Source organism: Pontibacterium sinense, assembly GCF_015209595.1.
GTDB classification, from domain to species: domain Bacteria; phylum Pseudomonadota; class Gammaproteobacteria; order Pseudomonadales; family Balneatricaceae; genus Pontibacterium; species Pontibacterium sinense.
In genome coordinates this window covers 1-21,740 of sequence record NZ_JADEYS010000031.1, presented here as the reverse complement: position 1 = coordinate 21,740, position 21,740 = coordinate 1, and the positions used below count along the sequence as shown (strand labels likewise).

Sequence of the window (21,740 nt, the reverse complement as noted above, 5' to 3'; positions counted from 1 at the left end):
TCTGATTAAAGGAATCCACACCCGTGCAGACGAACATCGCAGAACACATTAAATACAGCCCACTAGGCCGGGAAGCGGACGCCATCCTGCGCAAATGTGTGCATTGCGGTTTTTGTCTGGCAACCTGCCCGACCTACAGCGTGCGCAAAAACGAGTTGGAAAGTCCGCGCGGTCGGATATACCTGATTAAAGAGGCTCTGGAAGGCAAGCCTGTCACTGCCAGCACTCAGCAACATCTGGACAGCTGTTTAAATTGCCGATCATGTGAAACAACCTGCCCAGCCAGCGTGCCCTATCACCGCCTGTTAGAGATTGGCACCCAGATCGTGGAACAAGAGATCCCGCGATCACTGCAGCAAAAGGCTTTACGCCGTGCCATATTGACCGTTCTGCCCTACAGGAGCCGATTCACCCCGGTACTGCGCACCGCACAGCTCTTGCGCCCCGTTCTGCCAAAACGGCTCAAAGACAAAATCCCAGCTAAACAGCCTACACACGTACAACACCTGAACGCACAGACACGCAAGATGCTCATATTAGACGGCTGCGTTCAGCCTGCGCTGGCACCCGACATCAATGCTGCCACAGCACGGGTACTGGCTAAACTAGGCATCTCTCTGCAAACCGCTAAGAAAGCGGGTTGCTGTGGCGCGATAAGCTATCACCTGAATCAACGGAGCGACGGCCTCAACTTCATGCGCCAGAACATTGATGCGTGGTGGCCCTACATCGAAGACGGCTGCGAAGCGATTGTCATGACCGCCAGCGGGTGCGGCACCACCGTTAAAGAATACGGTGATCTGCTGAAGAATGACCCGCTCTATGCAAAAAAAGCGGCGCGCGTATCATCATTAACGCGGGACCTGTCGGAAATACTCTCGCAGGAACCCGTTGAACAACTGAACATCCAACCGCCCACCAGCATCGCATTTCAGTGTCCCTGCTCCCTCCAGCACGGCCAGGGTTTATCCGGCCATGTAGAACAACTGTTACGCCGCCTGGGGTTTGCACTGAAACCTGTCGCCGATGGACACATCTGCTGCGGCTCTGCTGGCACCTATTCCATCTTTCAGCCTGAGCTGGCACACGAACTGCGCGATAAAAAGCTCAAAGCCCTGAAGGCTTCCAATGCAGAGACATACACCAGCGCCAATATTGGTTGCATAGCCCATCTATCCGAACATTCAGACAAACCGGTCCAGCACTGGATCCAACTTGTCGATGCAGCACTGAGCAACAACTAACAACCCTGTTCAATGCAATACACTCCAGCGCCTTATAAAAAAAGGCATAACAATAAAAAGAAGGACGCCTTATGACACTCAAAAAACTCATGACCGCAACCGCCACGCTTTCACTTGGCCTGGCCCTATCAGCAAGCGCAATGGCCGAAACCATTATGCGCGTATCCAGTTGGCTACCCCCCACTCACCCGCAAAATGCCGTTGTGCTAAACACCTGGGGTGACTGGATTGAAGAAGCCACGGAAGGACGGGTAAAGATGCAGGTTGAATATGGCATGGGGCACCCAAAAACCATGTTTGATCTGGTAGAAGATGGCGCTGTTGATGCCAGCTGGAGCGTACACGGTTATGTGCCCGGCCGCTTTAAGCTGACTGAATCAGCCGAACTGCCAAATCTGAACGCAAATGCGGAAGCCGCATCCGTTGCCCTGTGGCGCGTACACCAGAAATACTACAAACAAGCCAATGAGCATGAAGGACTTCTTGTCGCTGCTCTCTTCACACACGGACCGGGCCAGATCCATCTGGCTGAACCCATCCAGTCGCTGGCTGAAATGAAGGGGCGTAAAATTCGTCTGGGCGGTGGTATCCAATCCACACTGGGTAAGCGCATGGGTGTAACACCTGTGGGAGCACCGGCACCGAAAGTGTATGAAATGATGCAGCAGCGCGTAGTTGATGGTGTTTTCATTCCAACAGGCGAACAAAAAACCCTGCGCCTCAACGAAGTGACCAAACAACTGGTATTACTGCCGGGCGGCATGTATGTCATGAGCTTTTCCGTCTTTATGAACCCTGATTTTATGAGCGGACTGAGCCAGAAAGATCAGGACGCCATCATGGCTGTGTCAGGTGAAAAACTGTCGGCACTGGCAGGACGCGCATGGGATGAGGGAGACGCGAAAGGACTGGAAACCGCACGCAAGGCTGGCGTATCTATTCTTGAGGTTAAATCCGGCGATCCAATCCATCAGGAGTTCCAGACAATGATTCAGGGGATCGACGAAGATTACCTTGAACGGGTTTCAGATCGAAACGTTGATGCTGCCGCCGCCCTTAACGAACTGCGCGAGATAGCACGCAATTACCACCAACAATAGGCGTTCAGCCTAAACCTGTCGGGCTGCTATGGATTTGTTCCTAATGTCGATAAGCTTCAAGACCCGCAGCCCAAAGCCAACACCCAGGCATAAAAAAGCCCACCAAGAGGTGGGCTAAAAAACAACAACAAGCTAGAAGCTTAGTGTCCAAACAAGGTTTGCTGTGTAGGAATACGCTCGAACGTCACTTTCGTTTTAATCCAAGCTTTAACGGCTTGCAGCATCTCTGCCATCGCTTCACTGCGTGCATCATGAGCTTTCTGTACGTAGTAGTCCGCATCTACCTGACCGTACTGATTAAGACGAATGGATGGATCGTATTCCTGTGGCATTCTGGTCCCCAAAATTAAGAGAGAAAATTTCAATTTTTTGTCACACATCGCTGATGAAAACTAAAAGCTCGATGATGTAACCTTCAAGCAAGACACTGTCGTTGCAGTACTTCAGTGCTACCGCGCTTGGTATGATGTGTATATTAGTAACACTTTAGTTTGGCGTAAAACGACTCTTTCTCAGCTTATTGATTAGTTTTTTTCACCTTTTCATGACATTCTATTTTCTCCCTCATCTATACCTACAGGAATACAGATCAGCGTTTTATGCTTTAGCGCAATGCAGAGGGAACTCGCCAAGCATTTAATGTTCGGATACAGTGCGCGACTGATAGTGTCTAGCGCACAACCGTACAATCAGGAGAACACGCATGATGCACGCACCATCCGGCAAGGGGATAACCACAGTCTACTGGCTGCTGGTTCTGATTTTTGGAATGGCGATGGAAGGTATCGCACTCTATTTCCAATACGGATTGGGTTACGGACCTTGTGTATTGTGCATCCACGTCCGTATTTATGTGATGGCCTTTATGCTAGTCGCCCTGATCGCGCTACTCAGCCGTCATAGCCGATTGATGAATATTCTGACCAGCGTGACGGGGCTGGGTCTGGCAATTGGCCTCGCCGAACGCTCTTGGAAAACACTGGGTGTTGAACGTGGTTTTATCGAAGGCGCATGCGATATGGACAGCGGCCTGCCCAACTGGTTTGCGCTGGATAAATGGTTCCCGACCGTATTCGAACCTTGGGAACCCTGCGGTTATACCCCTGAACTGTTGTTTGGCATCACGATGGCAGAGGGCTTAATTGCGCTGAGTGTGGTAGCGATTCTGACAAGCCTTTTTATGTGTTACACCGCACTACGTCGTTAATATTCATCATTAACGATATCTATCAACCGGGCACAATCAACGCGTCCGGTTGATAGCCGCTACCTAAGATCTCACCCTTCATTCCTCTGGCCAGCCCTCCTCCGGCATATCTTCAATCAAATAGCGCGGTCCATTGCCACGTTTCGCAACAAAGTCGTCCGCGTTAAACAGCCCACAACTGCGCATCGACAGACAACCACAACCGATACAGGTCGACAGGCTCTCACGTAGCTTTTGCATCCGCAAAATACGCTCATCGAGCAAACGCCCCCAATTCGTCGATAAGCGCTCCCAATCCCTTTTCGTCGGTGTGCGATTATCCGGTAGCCGCGCCAATGCCTCAGCAATCTCTTCCAGGGTTAAGCCCAGGTTTTGGGCCGCTTTAATGACCGAAATCCGACGTAACATCGCGGGATGGTAACGCCGCTGATTGCCTTCAGTGCGCACAGAGTGCACCAAGCCACGAGACTCATAGAAACGCAGTGCCGAGGTTGCAATATCACAACGCTCTGCCGCCTCACCAATTGTCATATACCGCACAGCCCTGGCCATATTTAACCTCTTCTTCTAACCACACATTAATCTTAAGACAATCGCTTGACTTAAAGTTAACTTTAAGTTGTACGATGCACAACCTCAATGAAGAGAGGTTGATTTATGACATCACTTGTATGCTGTGGCTGCGGTTTTAATCCGCCACAACAGATACCCGCACACTGCTTGCTATGCGGCACGCCCAAAGACCGATTTGTTAGCGAAGCGTACGTCAACGAACGTTGCACCCTGAAAGAAACGCGCGTAAACCACCGAGTGACCCGACTGAAAGCAGAGGCACTCGGCGTATCGGTTTATCGTGTTGAAACACCACACAGATCAGTGCTGATTGATTGCCTGCCGACCTTCAACCCGGATATCCCCGCGGTTGATGCCATCCTGTTTACCCACCGGGATTTTATGGGTGCCAGTGATCGCTACCATCAGCACTGGGGCAGTGAAGTCTATCTGCATGAGGCTGAGCACCAACACCCACTGGCATGCCATCATCAGGTGACCCAGCCATTTTCAAATGACTTTGAATATCATGGGATCAACGCCTTTGTTCTGGGTGGGCATACTCCGGGGTTTACGGCTTATATCTATCAGGATGTTCTGTTTGTGTGTGATCTGGTGGTTGGAAGCGCAGAGGATATGCGCTTTAACCCCTTCGGAAACAGAGAAAAAATCCGCCTAGCCGCTCAACGTTTAAGGCACCTGCTCAGACGGCGAACAGTGCGTACCGTTTGTGGATTTAACTACGTGACCGATTTCGACCAGTGGATGTCGTATTTTAAAAAGCTCCCTTGAACCCTGCAGCAAACACCCAGAAACCATAGTTTCCGGGCCGCGCAGGCATAAAGCGAAGAACGGAACGCATTGTTGCAATTCTTTACATTTTCTTAACTTGTTTATGCACAAAACCCGATTACAATATGCACCACTATTTTTAGCACGACCGGTCTAGTTAAAAATCATTAATGTGGTTGTTCCTGCAAAACAGCCGCACAGGTATCGCCTATGACACGCGGAAGACGCCCGGAGCACAGCCGGGAGAACATTCTTGAAAAAGGTGCCGAGTTGTTCGCCCGAAACGGTTACAACGCCACTGGCCTGAAAGAGATCTTGGAAACGTGCGAAGTATCCAAAGGCTCTTTCTATAACTTCTTTGAGAACAAAGAACAGTTTGCTGTCGAGATCATCAACCACCATAAGTCGATTGAGTTTGCCCGTTGGGAAGAGCAGATGGCTGCCCTGACAGGCACCTATCTGAGCAAGATACAGTGGATGATCAACGACGAAATTCGCAAGTATGAAGAAGATCTGGATTGCACCGGCTGCCTGCTGGCCAACCTGACAGGAGAAGTCAGCCAGGCATCGCCGCTATTCAGTGCCGCCATCCGCGCCTCCAGCCAGGAGGTCTTGTCTTCAATAGAGGAAGACATGCAGATCTGTCAGGACGAAGGCACTGTACGTAAGGACCTTTCAGCCCGCGAGCTCGCCGAAATGATCTGGAACGGCTGGCAAGGTGCCTTGTTGCAATTGAAAGTAGAACGCTCCGCCGAGCCGTTGCGCCGCCACGTAACTACTCTGTTCAAACTGATTGAAGCCCCCGATCCCAAAGGATAAGGAAGGATATGAAAACCAACCGTATTATTGCCGGCCTGCTGCTGACCACCAGCCTTGTCGCACCGTCCGCCTTTGCCGCAGACAAACCACCTCAAGGACTGCCTGCTGAGGTGATCACCGTCCAGACACAGGCATTGGATCATTCTATCCATGCGGTGGGCAACTTGCGCGCAAATGAAACCATTCAGCTCAGCCCGGATCAGAGTGGCCGTATTGAAAAGGTTTTGTTTGAAGAAGGCCTGCAAGTGGACCGAGGTGCCTCTCTGTTTGTACTGGATAGCGCCATCTACCGTGCAGAACTCAAGCAGGCCCAGGCTCGCGTGAAGCTGAGCCAGATTGCGTACAAACGTGCGGAAAGCCTGCTGAAAAAGCGTGTCGGTTCCGAACAGGATCGCGACAGCACCCTCGCCCAACTGCGGGTTGATCAGGCACAGCAGGCGCTGGCACAGACCCGTCTGGATAAGATGACGATCAAAGCACCTTTCGCAGGCTCCATCGGCCTGCGTCTGGTTAGCCCGGGTGATTACGTGAATGTGGGGCAGGAGCTGGTTGAACTGACCGACTTGAAAACCATGAAAGCGGACTTCCGTGTCCCTGAAATTTATCTTGCCGCTTTAAAGCCGGGCAGCGCAATCAACGTAGAAGTCGATGCCTTCCCGGGCCGGATTTTCTCCGGTGAGGTCTATGCCATTGCTCCGAGTGCCGATACCCGCTCACACAATATCGAAGTACGTGCCCGTATCCCGAACGATGAAGGCCTGCTGCGCCCCGGCCTGTTTGCCAAGGTTAATCTGGTCATGAAACAGGAAGATGCAGCGATTGTGATCCCTGAGCAAGCGATCATCCCGCAAAACGGCGGTTTCTTCGTCATGCGTGTCGCACAAGGCAACATGGTTGAGCTGGTGCCGGTTGAGATGGGACAGCGCCGCCCTGGCACAGTACAGATCACCAAGGGCCTGATTAAAGGTGACGTGGTGATTACCGCCGGTCAGATCAAACTGTTCCCGGGCATGCCGGTTACACCGATCTTTGTTGACGGCAGTCAGCAGGCTAAGCAGGGAGAATAAGCAACATGGTCCTGTCTGAAATAAGCATCAAGCGCCCGGTACTGGCGACGGTGATGAGCTTGCTGGTCTTGTTGATCGGCCTCATCGCCTTTGACCGGCTGACCGTACGCGAATATCCGAAGATTGATCTGCCGGTAGTGACGGTGGAAACCACCTACCCCGGTGCAAGTGCGTCGATCATCGAGAACCAGATTACCCAGATCATCGAGGACTCTCTGTCCGGGATCGAAGGTATCGACTTTATGAACTCCATCAGTCGAACCGAAAAATCCCAGATCTCCGTCACATTTAAAATTACCCGTGATCCGGACGATGCCGCCGCCGATGTGCGCGACCGTGTCAGTCGTGTTACCGGCCAGCTGCCGGACGATATTGACCCTCCGGTCGTGACGAAAACGGAAGCGGACGCACAGCCGATTATCTGGCTGGCCTTCTCATCCGATCGTCATGGTGCGATGGAGATGACTGAGGTTGCGGACAATCGCGTGAAGGATCAGCTGCAAACCGTAGGCGGCGTGGCCAATGTCCTGATCTTTGGCGAACGTAAATACTCCATGCGTATCTGGCTGGATCCGGCACGAATGGCTGCCTACCGCGTGATGCCACAAGATGTGGAAGCCGCGCTTAAAGGTCAGAACATCGAAGTACCCGCAGGCCGGATCGAAAGCCGCGAACGTGAGTTCACGCTGCTGACCAAAACCGACCTCAATGATGAAGATGAATTTAAGAACATCATCATCCGTAACGATGATGGTTATCCGGTTCGCATCAAGGATGTCGCCCGGGTAGAAGTTGCACCGGAAAATGACCGTCAGATCTCCCGCTACAAAGGCGAAAGTGCTGTCGCACTGGGTGTGGTAAAACAATCCACGGCGAACCCGCTGGACGTGTCCCGAGACATTCGTGCCAAGCTGGAGAACATCCGAGGTAACTTGCCTGAAGGTATGGCAGTAGAGGTCGCGTACGACTCATCTATCTTCATCGATGAATCGATCAAATCCGTCTACCAAACACTCGCACAGGCCGGTGTACTGGTTATTCTGGTGCTGTTCTTCTTCCTGCGAAACGTACGCGCAACGCTGATTCCGGTGGTGACGATTCCACTGTCGCTGATCGGTGGTTTTGCGATGATGTACCTGATGAATTTCAGCATCAATACACTGACACTGCTGGCGCTCGTCCTTGCGATTGGCCTGGTGGTCGATGATGCCATCGTCATGCTGGAGAACATCTACCGCCACGTTGAAGAGGGTTTAAGCCCCGTTCAGGCAGCCTTTAAAGGTGCGAAAGAGATCGGGTTTGCCGTACTCGCAACCACCGCCGTACTGGTTGCCGTATTTGTACCTGTGGTGTTTTCTGAAGGACGGACCGGCAAGCTGTTTACCGAGTTTGCGCTCACATTGGCAGGGGCCGTTGTCGTCTCAACCTTTGTTGCGCTGAGTTTGTCGCCAATGATGGCCTCACGCATGCTGAAGCATGAGAAACGCCACAGCGCCCTGTTCAACCTGATCGAAGGCATGCTGGTTGGCCTGACTAACGGTTACCGTCGTCTGCTGGATAAGCTTCTGCGCTCCCGCTTGCTGGCTGTATTGATCATGGCCGCCAGCTTTGGCGGTGCGGCGTTCTATTACACCCAGCTTCCGCAAGAACTGGCTCCGTACGAAGACCGCGGTGACATTCTGGTGTTTGCGATGGCGCCTGATGGTGCATCGGTTAACTATATCGATCGCTATTCCCGCCAGATAGAGGGCGTGGTCAGTCAGGTTCCTGAATCAGATCGTTACTTCTCGATCGTGGGTTTCCCGGCTGAAACTAACGCCATGACCTTTGTGGGTCTGGATCGCTGGGAAGACCGTGAGCGCAAGCAGCAGGAGATCTCTCAGCAGCTGACGCCTCAGCTCTATGGCGGCATTACCGGCATCATGAGTTTTGCACTGGATCTGCCGTCACTGGGCCAGAGCTTTATCTCCCGTCCTATCGAGTTCGTTGTGAAGTACAACGGCAGCTATGACGACCTGAAAGGCATTGCCGACCAGATGATGGGCAAGATCATGGCCAACAAAGGCCTGATGCAGCCTGACAGCGATCTCAAGCTGAATAAACCCGAACTGCAGATGGATGTTAAGCGCGACAAGTTGTCAGAGATCGGTATCGATGTCGCGACCGTGGGCCGCACCCTGGAAAGCTACATGGCTGGCCGTGATGTGACCCGCTTTAAGCGCAATGGTGAGCAATATGAGGTGATTGTTAAGGTCGCCGACAGCGCACGCCGTGATCCGAGTGACCTGACCGAGCTTTACGTCCGTACACCGGAAGGTGACATGGTACAGCTTTCCAATCTGGTTGAAGTTACAGAGTCCGTTGCACCACGCGAACTGAACCACTTCGACAAAGTGAAAGCGGTTAAATTCCAGACCTTGCTGGCTCCGGGATACTCTCAGGGTGAAGCACTGGATTATCTGGAACAGAGCCTGAAAGAGATCGCCCCGGACGCAACATTTGACTTCACCGGCCCATCCCGTGAATTCAAAAACTCCAGCAGCACACTGATGATCACGTTTGCACTGGCCATCGTCTTTGTGTTCCTGGTACTGGCTGCACAGTTCGAAAGCTTCAAGAATCCGTTGATCATTATGCTGTCGGTACCACCGGCCATTTTCGGCGCCCTGCTTGCCTTGAAGTACAGCGGAGGCTCCTTTAGCGTATACAGCCAGATAGGCCTGATTACGCTGGTTGGTCTGGTTACCAAACATGGTATTCTGATCGTAGAATTTGCTAACCAGTTACAGGATCAGGGTCGAGACCTGCGGGAGGCGATTGTTGAAGCCGCCACACTGCGACTGCGTCCGATTCTGATGACTACCGCAGCCACCGTGTTGGGTGCAGTACCACTGGCGATGGCCTTCGGCGCAGGTGCTGAATCCCGTCAGCAGATTGGTTGGGTAATTGTGGGCGGCATGACCTTTGGTACCGTGCTCACCTTGTTTGTTATTCCAACGGTCTATAGTTATCTGGGCAAAAGAACGTTCAAAGAAGTTCAGCCCGAAGAAGTTTAACGTTGCATAAGGAAGCACACGTGAAAACAGCACAGTTACTTTCCGCATCTGCCCTGCTGGCTCTGGCACTCCAGAGCACGCAGGTCAATGCTGCGGCGCTTGCTGATATTTATCAGCAAGCACTCGCCAACGATCCTCAGCTTAAATCCGCCGAAGCGACTTATCTGGCCGGGACTGAAGCCGTACCTCAGGCACGTGCAGGGCTACTGCCCAATGTCAGCTTGTCCGCCAATACAACCTGGACAGAAAGCGACACCGCGGCGTTCAACAACAACGGCTATACCGTTGCGCTGAACCAACCGCTATTCGATGCCAACGCATGGTTCAGCTTCAAACGTGGACAGGCCCAGTCTGAACAGGCGCGCCTGCAGTTTGATCTGGCACAGCAGAATCTGATTCTACGTTCTGTAGAAGCCTACCTGAACGTACTCCGTGCTCAGAACACGCTGGAAACGACTCAAGCTCAGGAACGTGCGATTAAACGTCGCCTGGATCAGGTAAACGCTCAGTTCGAAGTCGGTTTGATCGCGATTACTGACGTACAGGAAGCTCAGGCATCGTTCGACAATGCCCGCGTTGCCCGTATTGAAGCTGAAGGTGATCTGGAAAACAGTTATGAAGCGCTGGAACGACTGACCGGTCAGGAAGTGGGCAAAGCCGACCTGCTCCGCGAAGATTACCCGGTGCAGACACCGACCCCGGATACCCCGGATCGCTGGTTGGATAAAGCATGGAAAGGCAACCTGAACCTGCGTGTTGCTGACGCTGCGGTTGAAGCCTCCCGCCGCACGGCTCAGGCAGCACGTTCAGGCCACTTGCCGACACTGAGTCTGGCTGCCAGCTATGACTACGATAACGGCACAGCAACGGCTGACAACATCAACGATACCAACTCGATCGGTCTGACGTTTAGCCTGCCGCTCTATAGCGGTGGTGCCACCAGCTCTCAGAGCCGCCAGACAACTCAACAGATGATCGCTGTTCAACAAGATCGCGAAGATACATTGCGTGCAGTGACTCAATCGACCCGTAGCTTGTTGCGTGATCTGCGTACCGACGTGCTGTCAGTACAGGCGCGTAAGCAGAGCATCAAATCCAGCGAAACGGCACTGAAGGCAACCGAAGAAGGCTTCAATGTCGGTACACGTAACGTCGTTGATGTTCTGAACGCCGAGCAGCAGCTCTACAGCGCACAACGCGATTACGCCAATGCGCGCTTTGACTACGTCTTCAACCTGTTCAGCTTCAAGCAACAGGTCGGCAGCCTGAGTCCCGATGACCTGAACGCTCTGGATCAGTGGCTGACGAAACCCTGATCCTGATCCAACGACACATCTGACACGAGCTGAATGAGCCAGATCCTCATTCAGCTCGTATGAGAAAAGGCAGTAACTACCCGTTACTGCCTTTTTTACATGTAATCTGGAATAAATTCAGCGGATTAACGTGGTTTTGGTCATCAAAATCAGGCCACTCTAAGCTAAGCTGAAGTCTATTAATTTCGCTATGACAGGATGGCATATCATGCGACTGACATTTGTATCTCTTTTGTTTGTCACCACTATTGCGCTGACTGGCTGCAAGGAACCTGAAGCCACGGCCCCTCCCGTAACACCCAGCGTAAAGTTTGAAGAGGTTGGCGCAACGTCCGGTAGCCGAATTCGCCAGATCTCCGGTGTGCTGGAATCCAGCAACCGTTCTGAACTGAGCTTTCAGGTATCCGGTCAGGTTAAAGAAGTATTGGTCAACCTCGGTGATCGGGTGACACAAGGCCAGATACTCGCATCACTGTCGACAAAAGATTATCAGCTGACACTGTCCTCCCGTCAGGCCAAACTGCGCAATGCACGCGCGAACCTGAGCGAAAAGCAGGAAGACTACAACCGTAAAAACAGTCTGCTTAAAAAGGGCTTCACCAGCGCCACAGTTGTTGATCAGGCCCGTACAGCACTGGCAGCAGCGCGCACAGACGTGGATGTTGCCCGCTCTGATCTGCGAAATGCCGAGCTGGATATGAGCCGCACCACGCTGAAGTCACCTTTTGATGGCAAAATTTCCAGTCGCGAAGTCGAGCCATTCACCGAAATCAAAGCCGGTCAGACCCTATTTGAACTGCAGGGCGAGAACAGTCTAAAGGCTCGCGTACTGGTCCCTGAGACCCTTATTCGTGAAGTGAGCTACGGCCAGGCCGTTGACGTTGAGTTTCCAACACTCCCGGATACCTTACAGAAAGGCGTGGTCAGTGAAGTGGGCTTTCAGGTCTCCACCGGCAACGCTTATCCGGTTCGCATTGATCTGCTGGAAAACAATGACCAACTGCTACCGGGAATGACCGCTAAAGTCAGCTTTTTGTTTGGCGATACCCAAAGCGAACAGCCCGTCTACCTGATCCCCCTTTCCGCGATCGATATTCGCAATGCCAGCAGCGAAAAGAAAGGCGCTGCTAAGCACGCTCCTATCCCGATCTTTGTCTTTAACCCGGAAACATCCACCGCAGAACGCCGCATGGTGAAAACCCGCGATATCCGCCACAACAAACTGGAAGTGGTGGAAGGCCTGAAAGCGGGTGAAAAAGTCATTATCGCCGGGGTCGCCTTCCTGCAAGACGGCCAGAAAGTTCAGCTCTGGCAGCCTTAAGCGGATAAGGAGAATAAACCTATGGGACGCTTAACCGCATTCGCTATTGATAACGCGCGCCTGACGATCCTGCTGCTGGCATTTATCGTCATCACGGGTATCACCTCATTTCTCAACTTCCCCAGTCAGGAAGACCCGGAGATCACCATACGTACGGCCGCGGTCACCACTCGCATGCCCGGTCTCAGTCCAGAACGCATCGAAAACCTGATTACCAAACCGCTCGAACGCTCGCTGAAACAGATTCCGGAAGTGAAGGAGATCCGCAGTACCTCCACCACCGGTCAGTCGGTGATCAACGTGGAGCTGGATGACCAGTATTTTGAACTGGATCCGATCTGGCAGGATCTGCGCAACAAGATGAATGACATCAAGCGCGAACTGCCCAGCGATGCGCAAGGTCCGTACGTGAACGATGACTTTGGCCGTACCGCGTCAGCTACCGTCGCGATTGTTGGCGATCACTTCACCATGGCGGATATGCGGGTCATCGCTGAAGATCTGCAGGATGAGTACAGCGCGCTGGACGCCGTGTCGCGGGTTGATATTCTCGGCCTGCAAGAAGAGCGTGTCTGGCTGGAGATGGACCCGGTTCGCCTCAGCCACTACAAAATTTCACCGTCACAGATCACGCAGGCGCTGAGCAAACAGAACATCATTCTGCCCGGTGGCGATATCGACGCCGATGGTGTGACCATTACGATTGAGCCATCCGGTAACTTCGAATCCATCGACGATATTAAGCTACTCACCATTGCCACCAGCGATACCGAGTTCGTTTACCTGCAGGATTTGGTGAACATTCGTCGCGGATATGTCGAACCACTCAGCCAGCCTGCTTATTACAACAATCGCGAAGCCGTGGTGTTATCGGTTGCGATGGTTGCCAACGCCAATATCTTCGAATTTGATACGGCCGTACAACAGCTCACCACAAAGATGCAGCAGCAGGTTCCGCTAGGTGTTGAACTGTCCTTTGCGACCTACCAGCCGGTGATGGTGCAAAAGGCGATCGACGGTGCCACCAGCAACCTTTATCAGACGATTGGTATCGTACTGGCCGTGGTCATGATATTCCTTGGCCTGCGCACCGGCTTGATCGTCGGCTCACTGGTCCCGCTCGCGATTCTGCTGTCGCTGCTGGCGATGGGTGCGCTGAATATCCCGCTGCAACGGATGTCGATTGCCGCCATCATCATCTCGCTGGGCTTGTTGGTTGATAACGGTATCGTGATCGCCGAAGACATTAAGCGCCGGCTCGGACTGGGCGAAAACCGCCGTGATGCTGCTATCAGCGCCTCACAGTCACTGGGAGTACCTCTGCTCACCTCATCTCTGACCACCATTCTGGCCTTTATGCCTCTGATGCTGGCCGAGGATGTGATGGGTGAGTATCTGCGCTCACTCAGCCAGGTCATTATTACCACCCTGCTCTCGTCATGGTTCCTGGCGATCTTTGCCATCCCATGCCTCTGCTACTGGTTTCTGCCTGAACAGGATGCCACCGCACAACAGGAAGACACTAAAGCAGAACACGGCTTTGTGACCGGTTACCGCAAGCTGGTTGAAACCGTACTGCGCTTCCGCCTCAGCTTTATCGGCCTGATGGTCGGTATTCTGGTTGTTGCACTCTATGGCTTTAAGTTTATCGACCAGCAACTCATGGCCGGATCAGATCGTAATCAGTTCCTGATCTACATAAACCTACCCGCTGGCAGTACCACCGACGAAACACTCGCAGTGACACGCCGACTCGCTACGTGGCTCGACAACGATACGGAAAACCCCGAAGTCAGCAGCAACATCGCCTACATCGCCAGCGGTGGACCGCGCTTTTTCCTCGCGCTTGAACCGGTTGATCCCGATCCAAGCAAGGCCTTTTTGGTCGTGAACATAGAGGAAGGCCAACCAGTCGATCCGGTTGTCGAGCGCACCAACCGCTATATCAAACAGCAACTGCCAGAAGCCGACGGCACTGCCAAGAAGATGTGGCTCTCCACTACCGAGAAAGGTCTGGTGGAATATCGGATCAAAGGCGACAACATCGGCACTCTTTCTCAACTGGGCAGTCAAATTGAGTCTGGTTTCAGGGCAATTGATGGCAGTCAGAACATCAAGAATGACTGGGAAACACCCACCATTAAAGTTCGCGTAGAGATCGACCAGGCCCGCGCCCGCCGTGCAGGCGTTACCTCGGAAGAGATCGCACGCGCACTGAACGCCTACTACAAAGGCGTGAAGGTGAGTGACTATCGGGAAGGCGATCAGAGCATCCCAATCCTGCTGCGTGGTGACCAGCAACGTAATGACCTGGACCGCCTACGCACACTTGAGCTTTACTCCACCAGCCAAAGCACGCCGGTACCTTTGATTCAGGTGGCTGATTTTCTCGGCGAGGTTCAACCCAGCCGCATCAAACACCTGAATCAGAAACGGACGATGGTGATCTCAGGCAAGCATGAATCGCTGAGCGCCAAAGAGCTTCACGCGAAGATGCAAAGCACGCTCGACGGACTCAATCTGCCGGCCGGGTATGAGATTGAACTGGCAGGGGAAATTAAGGGTTCCGAGGAAGCGAACTCCGCCCTCTTCGCTTACATGCCGCACTGCCTCGCATTGATCGTGGTGTTACTTGTATGGCAGTTTAACTCCTTCCGCCGCCCGGCCATCATCATGCTGACAATCCCGCTGGTGCTGATCGGCGCCAGCGCTGGCCTGCTCGCCAGCGGTACGGTGTTCGACTTTAACGGCATGCTGGGTGTGTTCAGTCTGGCAGGGATCATCATCAATAACGGCATCGTGTTGATCGATAGGATAGAGCTAGGCTACGGCCAGGGTGAGCAAGGATTTGATGCCATCGTCAACGCCTGCGCCGAACGCCTGCGTCCGATCCTGATCACCACCCTCACGACGATTCTGGGCCTGATCCCGCTGGCTGTCTTTGGCGGCGAACTCTGGCGCTCGCTGGGTGTTGTGATGATCTCAGGCCTCGCGGTTGGCTCGATTCTCACCCTCGCGTTTGTACCGGCGCTGTATGCCGTGATGTTTCGGGTTAAAGCGGTGAAAGCTGAAGCCTGACCTTATGTCCAGAAACACTCAAAATGGCCGGTAACCCCGGCCATTTTTTATTGTGTATCGTATCAACGCGTTGGGAATCGCGTTGCTCGTCCCAACCTACACGCCGATTTCGAAACACCTTACGTTGGGAATCGCGTTGCTCGTCCCAACCTACACACCGATTTCGAAACACCTTATGTTGGGGATTGCGCTGCTCAACCCAACCTACACACCGATCTCGACACACTTTATGTGGGGTATCGCGTTGCTCGTCCCAACCTACACACACCGATTCCGGCACACCTTATGTTGGGTATCGCGTTGCTCAACCCAACCTACCACCGATTTCGATAAATCCCCGTAGGTTGGGACGAGCGTAGCGATTCCCAACAAACCCATCTAATAGCAACACACAGCACTTTGCTCCACTCAGCTGCTTCACGATTACGCCCGCCAAAAATCAATCACGATACACTTTAAATAATCATCCATAGACTAATGAATCATATACTTGAGTACCTACACCGTAAGAACATGGTCATTAAACTATAAGAATAAAAAGCATGTGAAACGCTCTATCCGTAGAGCAACTCACCACGGGATATATGCAGTCAACTGATATCGCGATCTGGGCCTACAGCACCGAGAAACTGGAAATTCAATGGGGTAACCGAGCTGCGCGTCGCTTCTGGAACCTTGATGAGAAAACCTGTTTCAGTCACCTTACTCCCCAACGATTAAGCAAACTCCAGCAGGCGCTGGACCTCGACCAACCTTTTAGCTTATCTACCGAAAACCACGAAATTCGGTGTTTTCAAGCCGAAAGACTATCTGATTCAACGTATCTCATCACAGAAAAACTCCGTGATACGACTGAATGCAAAGCGCATGAAACACCGACGGTATTTGACCAAAACAACCTGATCTCGTCCTATGATCAATCCGGTTATCTTATCGAGCGTTCTGACCTTGCTCAGCTCACTTTTAATACGAGCGAATCACGCATCACTGATCGCTTTGTTGATGTCGAAGAGGCTCACTCCGCATTAGAGCAGGTAGACCTGACCGACTATAGCGAAGGTGTTTATCGCGTCCATACTGTTCAGGGGGAGCGCTGGCACCTCATTCAAATAACTAAGTTCTACGTTTCCGCAACACGCTGGCTGTATCAGATGCGTGAGACGGATATCGATCCCCTTGCACGCACAAACGAGCGCTATAGAGACACCCTACTCGAACAACAGGTCCTTTTTGAGCACGCAGGCACAGGGGTCTGCTTTACCAAAGACTTTCCCAATAGCCCCCGCCAAATCGTCCGTTGTAACAGCACCTTCGCGGAAATTTATGGCTATCAGGCGACTGAACTGATCGGACAGAGCAGCGCTATGTTGTATCCCGATACCCAAGAATATTACGCCATCGGAAACTCGGCTTATCCTCAATTGAAGGAAGGAACATTGTTCCAGCGCCGCTTGAGGATGAAGCGTAAGAACGGCTCTCTGTTCTGGTCTCAGATCCGTGGAAAAATGATATCCCCTGAAAACCCAGACCTTGGCTATATCTGGATAGTCGAAGATATCAATGACTACGTACACGCCAACCACACCCTGAAAACCTTACTGCACGAACATCAGCTGATTCTGGATCATGCGATGGTTGGCATCGTGTTCCTCAAAAACCGTAAAGTCACTCACTGCAATCGCCGCTTTGAAGAGATTTTTGGCTACAACGAAGGCGAGCTGAAAGGCAGCTGCTCCAGACAATGGTACCTGTCCGAGGCAGATTGGCTAAAAGCCGGCGCTGACTGCTACGAACCACTCTCGGAAGGCAACGTGTTCAGAGGCGAAATGCTACTGTCCCGCAAAGATGGTTCTCCACTTTGGTGTGACGTACGCAGTAAAGCCATCAATCCATCCGATCTGGATCAGGGCTCAATCTGGATCACCATGGATATCACCGAACGCAAGGAAGCCGATGCTGCGTTAGCCAAAGCCCATGAGGAACTGGAACAACGGGTAGAAGAACGCACAGAAGCACTGGCCGCTGTGGTGGAAAACCTGCACCTTGAGATAAGCGAACGAAGAATCGCCGAGGAACGGGTTAAACACATGGCGTTGCACGACTCTCTGACCGGATTACCCAACCGCGCATTGTTGGAGGAACGTCTGGAGCAAGCCGTTAAAAACGCCTCACTGAACGACAGCCAGCTGGCTGTTCTGTTTATCGATCTCGATCGATTTAAACACATTAATGACTCACTGGGTCACCATGAGGGTGATCAGCTCCTGATTCAGGTCGCCAATAAGTTGCATGAGGTGATTAAACACTCAGATACGGTCGCACGCTTAGGCGGCGATGAGTTCGTGATCATATTAGACAACATCCAGAACGTAAGCGATGTGAATCACATCATCGACCGAATACATACCGAATTTCAGCAGGAAATTCAGCTTGCCCTGCAGGACGTGTACATCACCCCCAGCATTGGCATTGCGCTTTACCCCAACGACGGTAAGAGTGCGATTGAGCTGATGAAGAATGCCGATGCCGCCATGTACCATGCAAAAGACAACGGGCGGAACTGCTCCCAGTTTTTCACCCGCGGTATCGACGACACTCTGCAGGAACGTATTGGACTCGAAAACGCCCTACATCACGCGCTCAAACAACAGCAGTTCCAACTGTACTATCAGCCTCAGGTTGATGTCAGCAGCAACAAAATGATTGGGGCAGAAGCCCTGATTCGCTGGATACATCCTGAAAAAGGGATCATTCCACCAGACGCATTCATTCCGCTTGCAGAGGAAACAGGGTTGATCGTCGACATCGGCCGCTGGGTGCTAGAAAGCGCCTGCCAACAACTGAGAGCCTGGACCGATCAGGGCATGGATGGCTTTGTAGTATCGGTTAACCTTTCAGCACTTCAGGTTCAACAACCTGATTTCGTGAGCGACGTTTGTCAGATCATAAAGCGCTGCGGCATCCAGCCAGAACGACTGGACCTGGAGTTGACTGAAAGCATGATCATGCGCAATGCCGAGGAAACGATCAAAACCCTGAAGCAACTGTCTGAGCAGGGACTGCAGATCAGCATCGATGACTTTGGCACCGGCTATTCCAGCCTGAGTTATCTGAAACGTTTTCCACTGGATAAGCTGAAGATTGATCGCTCGTTTGTGAATGACATCACCAATGATCCTGATGATGCCATGATCTGTCGAACCATTATCTCAATGGCCCACAATCTCAATTTGAAAGTGATCGCAGAAGGCGTCGAAACCAATGAACAACAGGCCCTGATGCGCAGTTACGGCTGCGAGCTTTATCAGGGCTATCTTTTCTCACGTCCGGTACCTGCGAGTGAGATACCGGCACTTAGAGAGCGAAGCTTTGAAGTAGATACCAACCCCCCTGCAAGCACCATTCTGGATTACATCAGTGTCCCATGATCAAGCTCGGCAGCGTATCTAACGATTAGTGAAGAATGGTTTTCTCGTCAGGATCAGCAGGGATAATCACATTTCCGTGGCTATCTACCGCCAACACCCCTTCTTTCGCACCGAGTTCCAGCAACTCACTGAGCAACATACGGGTCAGGTGACTGCTGATAATCAGACCTGCTGGCGGATCACCCTCAAACAGATCTTCATCGATCAGGTCATCCGGACGCAAACCCAGCAGCAATGGATTTTCCATCACTAACGGAGCAATATCCTGTGGGGCAAACACCGAGTAATCCGAAGAGATCTGCAGGGCCTTCTGGTAAGCATCACTGGAACACTGCTTCAATGCTCGGAGATAGGCTTCTTCTGCGCTGCCAAACAACTTACTCAGCTCGCTGATTCCCGGCTTGGTAAGATTTTGGCGGGCAATTTCGGATTGGCTGAAATCCACCAGTATTGGGTACTGGGTATCCTGATTCAGCTCTTCCTCATCAACGAGAAGATTCTCGCTTTCATCCACTTCAATCCAGTCGTGATCTACCGCAACCGACAACAAACCCTCTAACGCCGCTGCCAGTATATTGCCGCAAATAATCACGCCTACGGACGGGTTCTCACGTTCCTGCTTATTCAAAATCAGGTTACCAGCACGCGCCGCCAGTAGGGTTGGGTCCTGATCGATAATTCTGGCCAGCAGATCGGTGTCCAGAAATAACTTTTCATGACAGAGTTGCTCAGCAGTCAAATAAGGTTGGGTAAAACCGTTTTCCCGCATCCGCTCCAGATACTCCACACGTACATCATCCAGAATCTGTGTCAGCAAACCGCTCATTGTAGCTCCTCAGGTTTCGAAACCTGCAGATACACCCACTTACCGATCGAAGGCGCTTATCCACAGATGCTGCCAGATTAACAGAGGTCGTAATCTGGCCCTAATCTTTCTTTGAGTATGGCCGATTAATTCAGTGTGGCACATTACAAAATTTTTCACGGAGGGAGTTTCAATGCACGATCTGATCTGCAATTCATCAGCCGATACCATTGAAGTACAAGAAGGCGAAGGGACGATTTATATCCTGTCGGATAATTGAAGGAAGAGCGGCCAGCACTTGCGCGGGTGATGGCCGTTTATCATTCAGGCGAGTGAAAGCTCACCTTTGTTTAATGTAGGGTGATACCTACTGGTACAGATTCGCCTTTGATCTCATCAAAAACTTCACGCAAACGTCCTAACGGAATAAAACCGTAGTCTTCCGGTGCCACCGGCAACTCGAACCAATCCAGCGCCCAGATTCGGGTCATCAGTTCGTATTCACCAATCAATGCATCCAAAAAGATCATCACCGCTTCTACGCGTGGATCCATATCCAGCACTTTTGGCGCGTCCTGCATATAGATCTCCAGATGCAGACGACCGCGTACTTCACGCAGGCTGAACCAAAAATCACGCAGTTCGCACAGCTCATCACCCACGTGCACATGTGTTGGCACCGGATCATAGCGATGGTTAAACGCCTTAAAGTGAATGCCCTGCACATCCGGTGCAGCACCGATCAGGCTCAGGACGTTAGCGATGGATTCAGGAAATCCGTCGCAGCCGAAAATCATCTCCACCGGGCCTTCGGACTCATCGTCACGCTCGAAGTGGAAAGTCAGGTTACGGTCGATTTTCTGGAGCTGGTCGCGGTAATCTTTGAGCAATGTATCGGCTTCAAAGCGATCTTCCGCGCGACTGCCCAGCAGCTGGTCAATAGTTTGTTCCAGCTGCTTCCAGAATGAGACTATGTCTTTACGTGTTTCTTTCATCAATCAATACAGAAGAGTTATCAGGTACGAGGAACTACAACGCCGGTCTGTCCCTGATATTTGCCGTCGCGGTCACGGTAAGAGGTTTCGCACACTTCATCAGCGCCAAGGAACAACATCTGCGCTACACCTTCATTGGCGTAGATTTTAGCGGGCAGTGGCGTAGTGTTGGAAAATTCCAGTGTCACGTGGCCTTCCCACTCGGGTTCCAGAGGGGTGACGTTCACGATGATGCCACAGCGGGCATACGTGCTTTTACCCAGGCAGATCGTCAGCACGTCACGTGGGATTTTGAAATACTCAACCGTACGTGCCAGCGCAAACGAGTTTGGCGGGATAATGCAGACGTCAGACTTCACATCAACAAAGCTGTTTTCGTCGAAGTCTTTTGGATCAACCACGGAGGAGTTGATGTTAGTAAAGATCTTGAACTCATCTGCACAACGCACATCGTAGCCGTAGCTGGATGTACCATAAGAGACGATACGACCGCCGTCCGTGTGACGAACCTGCTGAGGCTCGAAAGGCGAGATCATTTCGTGCTCCTGCGACATCTTACGAATCCAGGAATCTGATTTTATACCCATGTAGAGTTTCCGCTTACAAAGTCTGCATACAAAAAAGAGGCGGTATTCTACCTTTTTCCACAGAAAAAAGCCGCACTTTCATGACGAAAACACGGCGTTTAAGTGAACATTTTTTGATCAATGCAAAAATAAATCGACTTCGACCATGTTGGGTATCGCGTTGCTCCACCCAACCTACGGATCAATTCTCATCTATAGATGATATTCGGGAACCACATATTGTAGGTTGGGACGAGCGCAGCGATTCCCAACAACACAGCCTGCGCTCATATCTCGATGTTGGGTATCGCGTTGCCACCCAACCTTGTATCTCTCCATCTGCTCTGTTTGATTAGATAGAGCTCCCCGGTCAGGTGAGGCTGTACCCAACCTA

16 protein-coding genes are annotated in these 21,740 nt (G+C 52.0%); 11 read left to right on the top strand and 5 right to left on the bottom strand.

Annotated features, from left to right (window positions below):
• Positions 1-23: 23 nt before the first annotated feature.
• Together glcF and IOQ59_RS20310 are read left to right on the top strand one after the other, a co-directional pair.
• Positions 24-1,244 carry a glycolate oxidase subunit GlcF gene (glcF, locus tag IOQ59_RS20315; protein ID WP_193955311.1) on the top strand — a complete coding sequence of 407 codons (1,221 nt, stop codon included), beginning with the start codon at positions 24-26 and terminating at the stop codon, positions 1,242-1,244.
• Between the two features lie 71 nt (positions 1,245-1,315).
• Positions 1,316-2,344, top strand: coding sequence for a TRAP transporter substrate-binding protein (locus tag IOQ59_RS20310; RefSeq protein WP_193955310.1), 1,029 nt, complete (start codon positions 1,316-1,318; stop codon positions 2,342-2,344).
• A gap of 140 nt (positions 2,345-2,484) precedes the next feature.
• On the opposite strand, the gene IOQ59_RS20305 is transcribed toward IOQ59_RS20310, so the two are convergent.
• Complete coding sequence (locus IOQ59_RS20305) at positions 2,485-2,676, bottom strand: RSP_7527 family protein (protein ID WP_193955309.1); 192 nt, start codon at positions 2,674-2,676, stop codon at positions 2,485-2,487.
• 371 nt (positions 2,677-3,047) lie between these two features.
• Here IOQ59_RS20305 and IOQ59_RS20300 point away from each other — a divergent pair, with 371 nt between their 5' ends.
• Positions 3,048-3,551 carry a disulfide bond formation protein B gene (locus tag IOQ59_RS20300; RefSeq protein WP_193955308.1) on the top strand — a complete coding sequence of 168 codons (504 nt, stop codon included), beginning with the start codon at positions 3,048-3,050 and terminating at the stop codon, positions 3,549-3,551.
• A gap of 78 nt (positions 3,552-3,629) precedes the next feature.
• On the opposite strand, the gene soxR is transcribed toward IOQ59_RS20300, so the two are convergent.
• Complete coding sequence (soxR, locus tag IOQ59_RS20295) at positions 3,630-4,082, bottom strand: redox-sensitive transcriptional activator SoxR (RefSeq protein WP_228051055.1); 453 nt, start codon at positions 4,080-4,082, stop codon at positions 3,630-3,632.
• A 126-nt stretch (positions 4,083-4,208) separates the two neighbouring features.
• On the opposite strand from soxR, the gene IOQ59_RS20290 reads away from it, so the two are divergent.
• The 8 genes from IOQ59_RS20290 (at position 4,209) to IOQ59_RS20255 (ending at position 18,980) form a co-directional block, all read left to right on the top strand.
• Positions 4,209-4,895, top strand: coding sequence for an MBL fold metallo-hydrolase (locus IOQ59_RS20290; protein ID WP_193955306.1), 687 nt, complete (start codon positions 4,209-4,211; stop codon positions 4,893-4,895).
• 210 nt (positions 4,896-5,105) lie between these two features.
• Positions 5,106-5,714, top strand: a complete 609-nt coding sequence (locus IOQ59_RS20285; protein WP_193955305.1) for a TetR/AcrR family transcriptional regulator — start codon at positions 5,106-5,108, stop codon at positions 5,712-5,714.
• A gap of 8 nt (positions 5,715-5,722) precedes the next feature.
• Positions 5,723-6,781: an efflux RND transporter periplasmic adaptor subunit gene (locus IOQ59_RS20280; protein ID WP_193955304.1), complete on the top strand. Its 1,059-nt coding sequence runs from the start codon at positions 5,723-5,725 to the stop codon at positions 6,779-6,781.
• Between the two features lie 5 nt (positions 6,782-6,786).
• Positions 6,787-9,837 carry an efflux RND transporter permease subunit gene (locus IOQ59_RS20275; RefSeq protein WP_193955303.1) on the top strand — a complete coding sequence of 1,017 codons (3,051 nt, stop codon included), beginning with the start codon at positions 6,787-6,789 and terminating at the stop codon, positions 9,835-9,837.
• A gap of 20 nt (positions 9,838-9,857) precedes the next feature.
• A complete protein-coding gene (locus tag IOQ59_RS20270) occupies positions 9,858-11,153 on the top strand; it encodes a TolC family outer membrane protein (protein WP_193955302.1) in 1,296 nt (431 codons plus the stop codon).
• A 208-nt stretch (positions 11,154-11,361) separates the two neighbouring features.
• On the top strand, positions 11,362-12,474 hold the full coding sequence (locus IOQ59_RS20265; protein WP_193955301.1) for an efflux RND transporter periplasmic adaptor subunit: 1,113 nt from the start codon (positions 11,362-11,364) through the stop codon (positions 12,472-12,474).
• A 21-nt stretch (positions 12,475-12,495) separates the two neighbouring features.
• Positions 12,496-15,552, top strand: coding sequence for an efflux RND transporter permease subunit (locus IOQ59_RS20260; protein WP_193955300.1), 3,057 nt, complete (start codon positions 12,496-12,498; stop codon positions 15,550-15,552).
• Between the two features lie 584 nt (positions 15,553-16,136).
• A complete protein-coding gene (locus tag IOQ59_RS20255; protein WP_193955299.1) occupies positions 16,137-18,980 on the top strand; it encodes a sensor domain-containing protein in 2,844 nt (947 codons plus the stop codon).
• 25 nt (positions 18,981-19,005) lie between these two features.
• On the opposite strand, the gene IOQ59_RS20250 is transcribed toward IOQ59_RS20255, so the two are convergent.
• From IOQ59_RS20250 to dcd, 3 genes are all read right to left on the bottom strand, one after another.
• Complete coding sequence (locus tag IOQ59_RS20250; protein WP_193955298.1) at positions 19,006-19,806, bottom strand: hypothetical protein; 801 nt, start codon at positions 19,804-19,806, stop codon at positions 19,006-19,008.
• A 329-nt stretch (positions 19,807-20,135) separates the two neighbouring features.
• A complete protein-coding gene (locus IOQ59_RS20245) occupies positions 20,136-20,780 on the bottom strand; it encodes a hypothetical protein (protein ID WP_193955297.1) in 645 nt (214 codons plus the stop codon).
• 20 nt (positions 20,781-20,800) lie between these two features.
• Positions 20,801-21,367: a dCTP deaminase gene (dcd, locus tag IOQ59_RS20240; protein ID WP_193955296.1), complete on the bottom strand. Its 567-nt coding sequence runs from the start codon at positions 21,365-21,367 to the stop codon at positions 20,801-20,803.
• Positions 21,368-21,740: the final 373 nt, after the last annotated feature.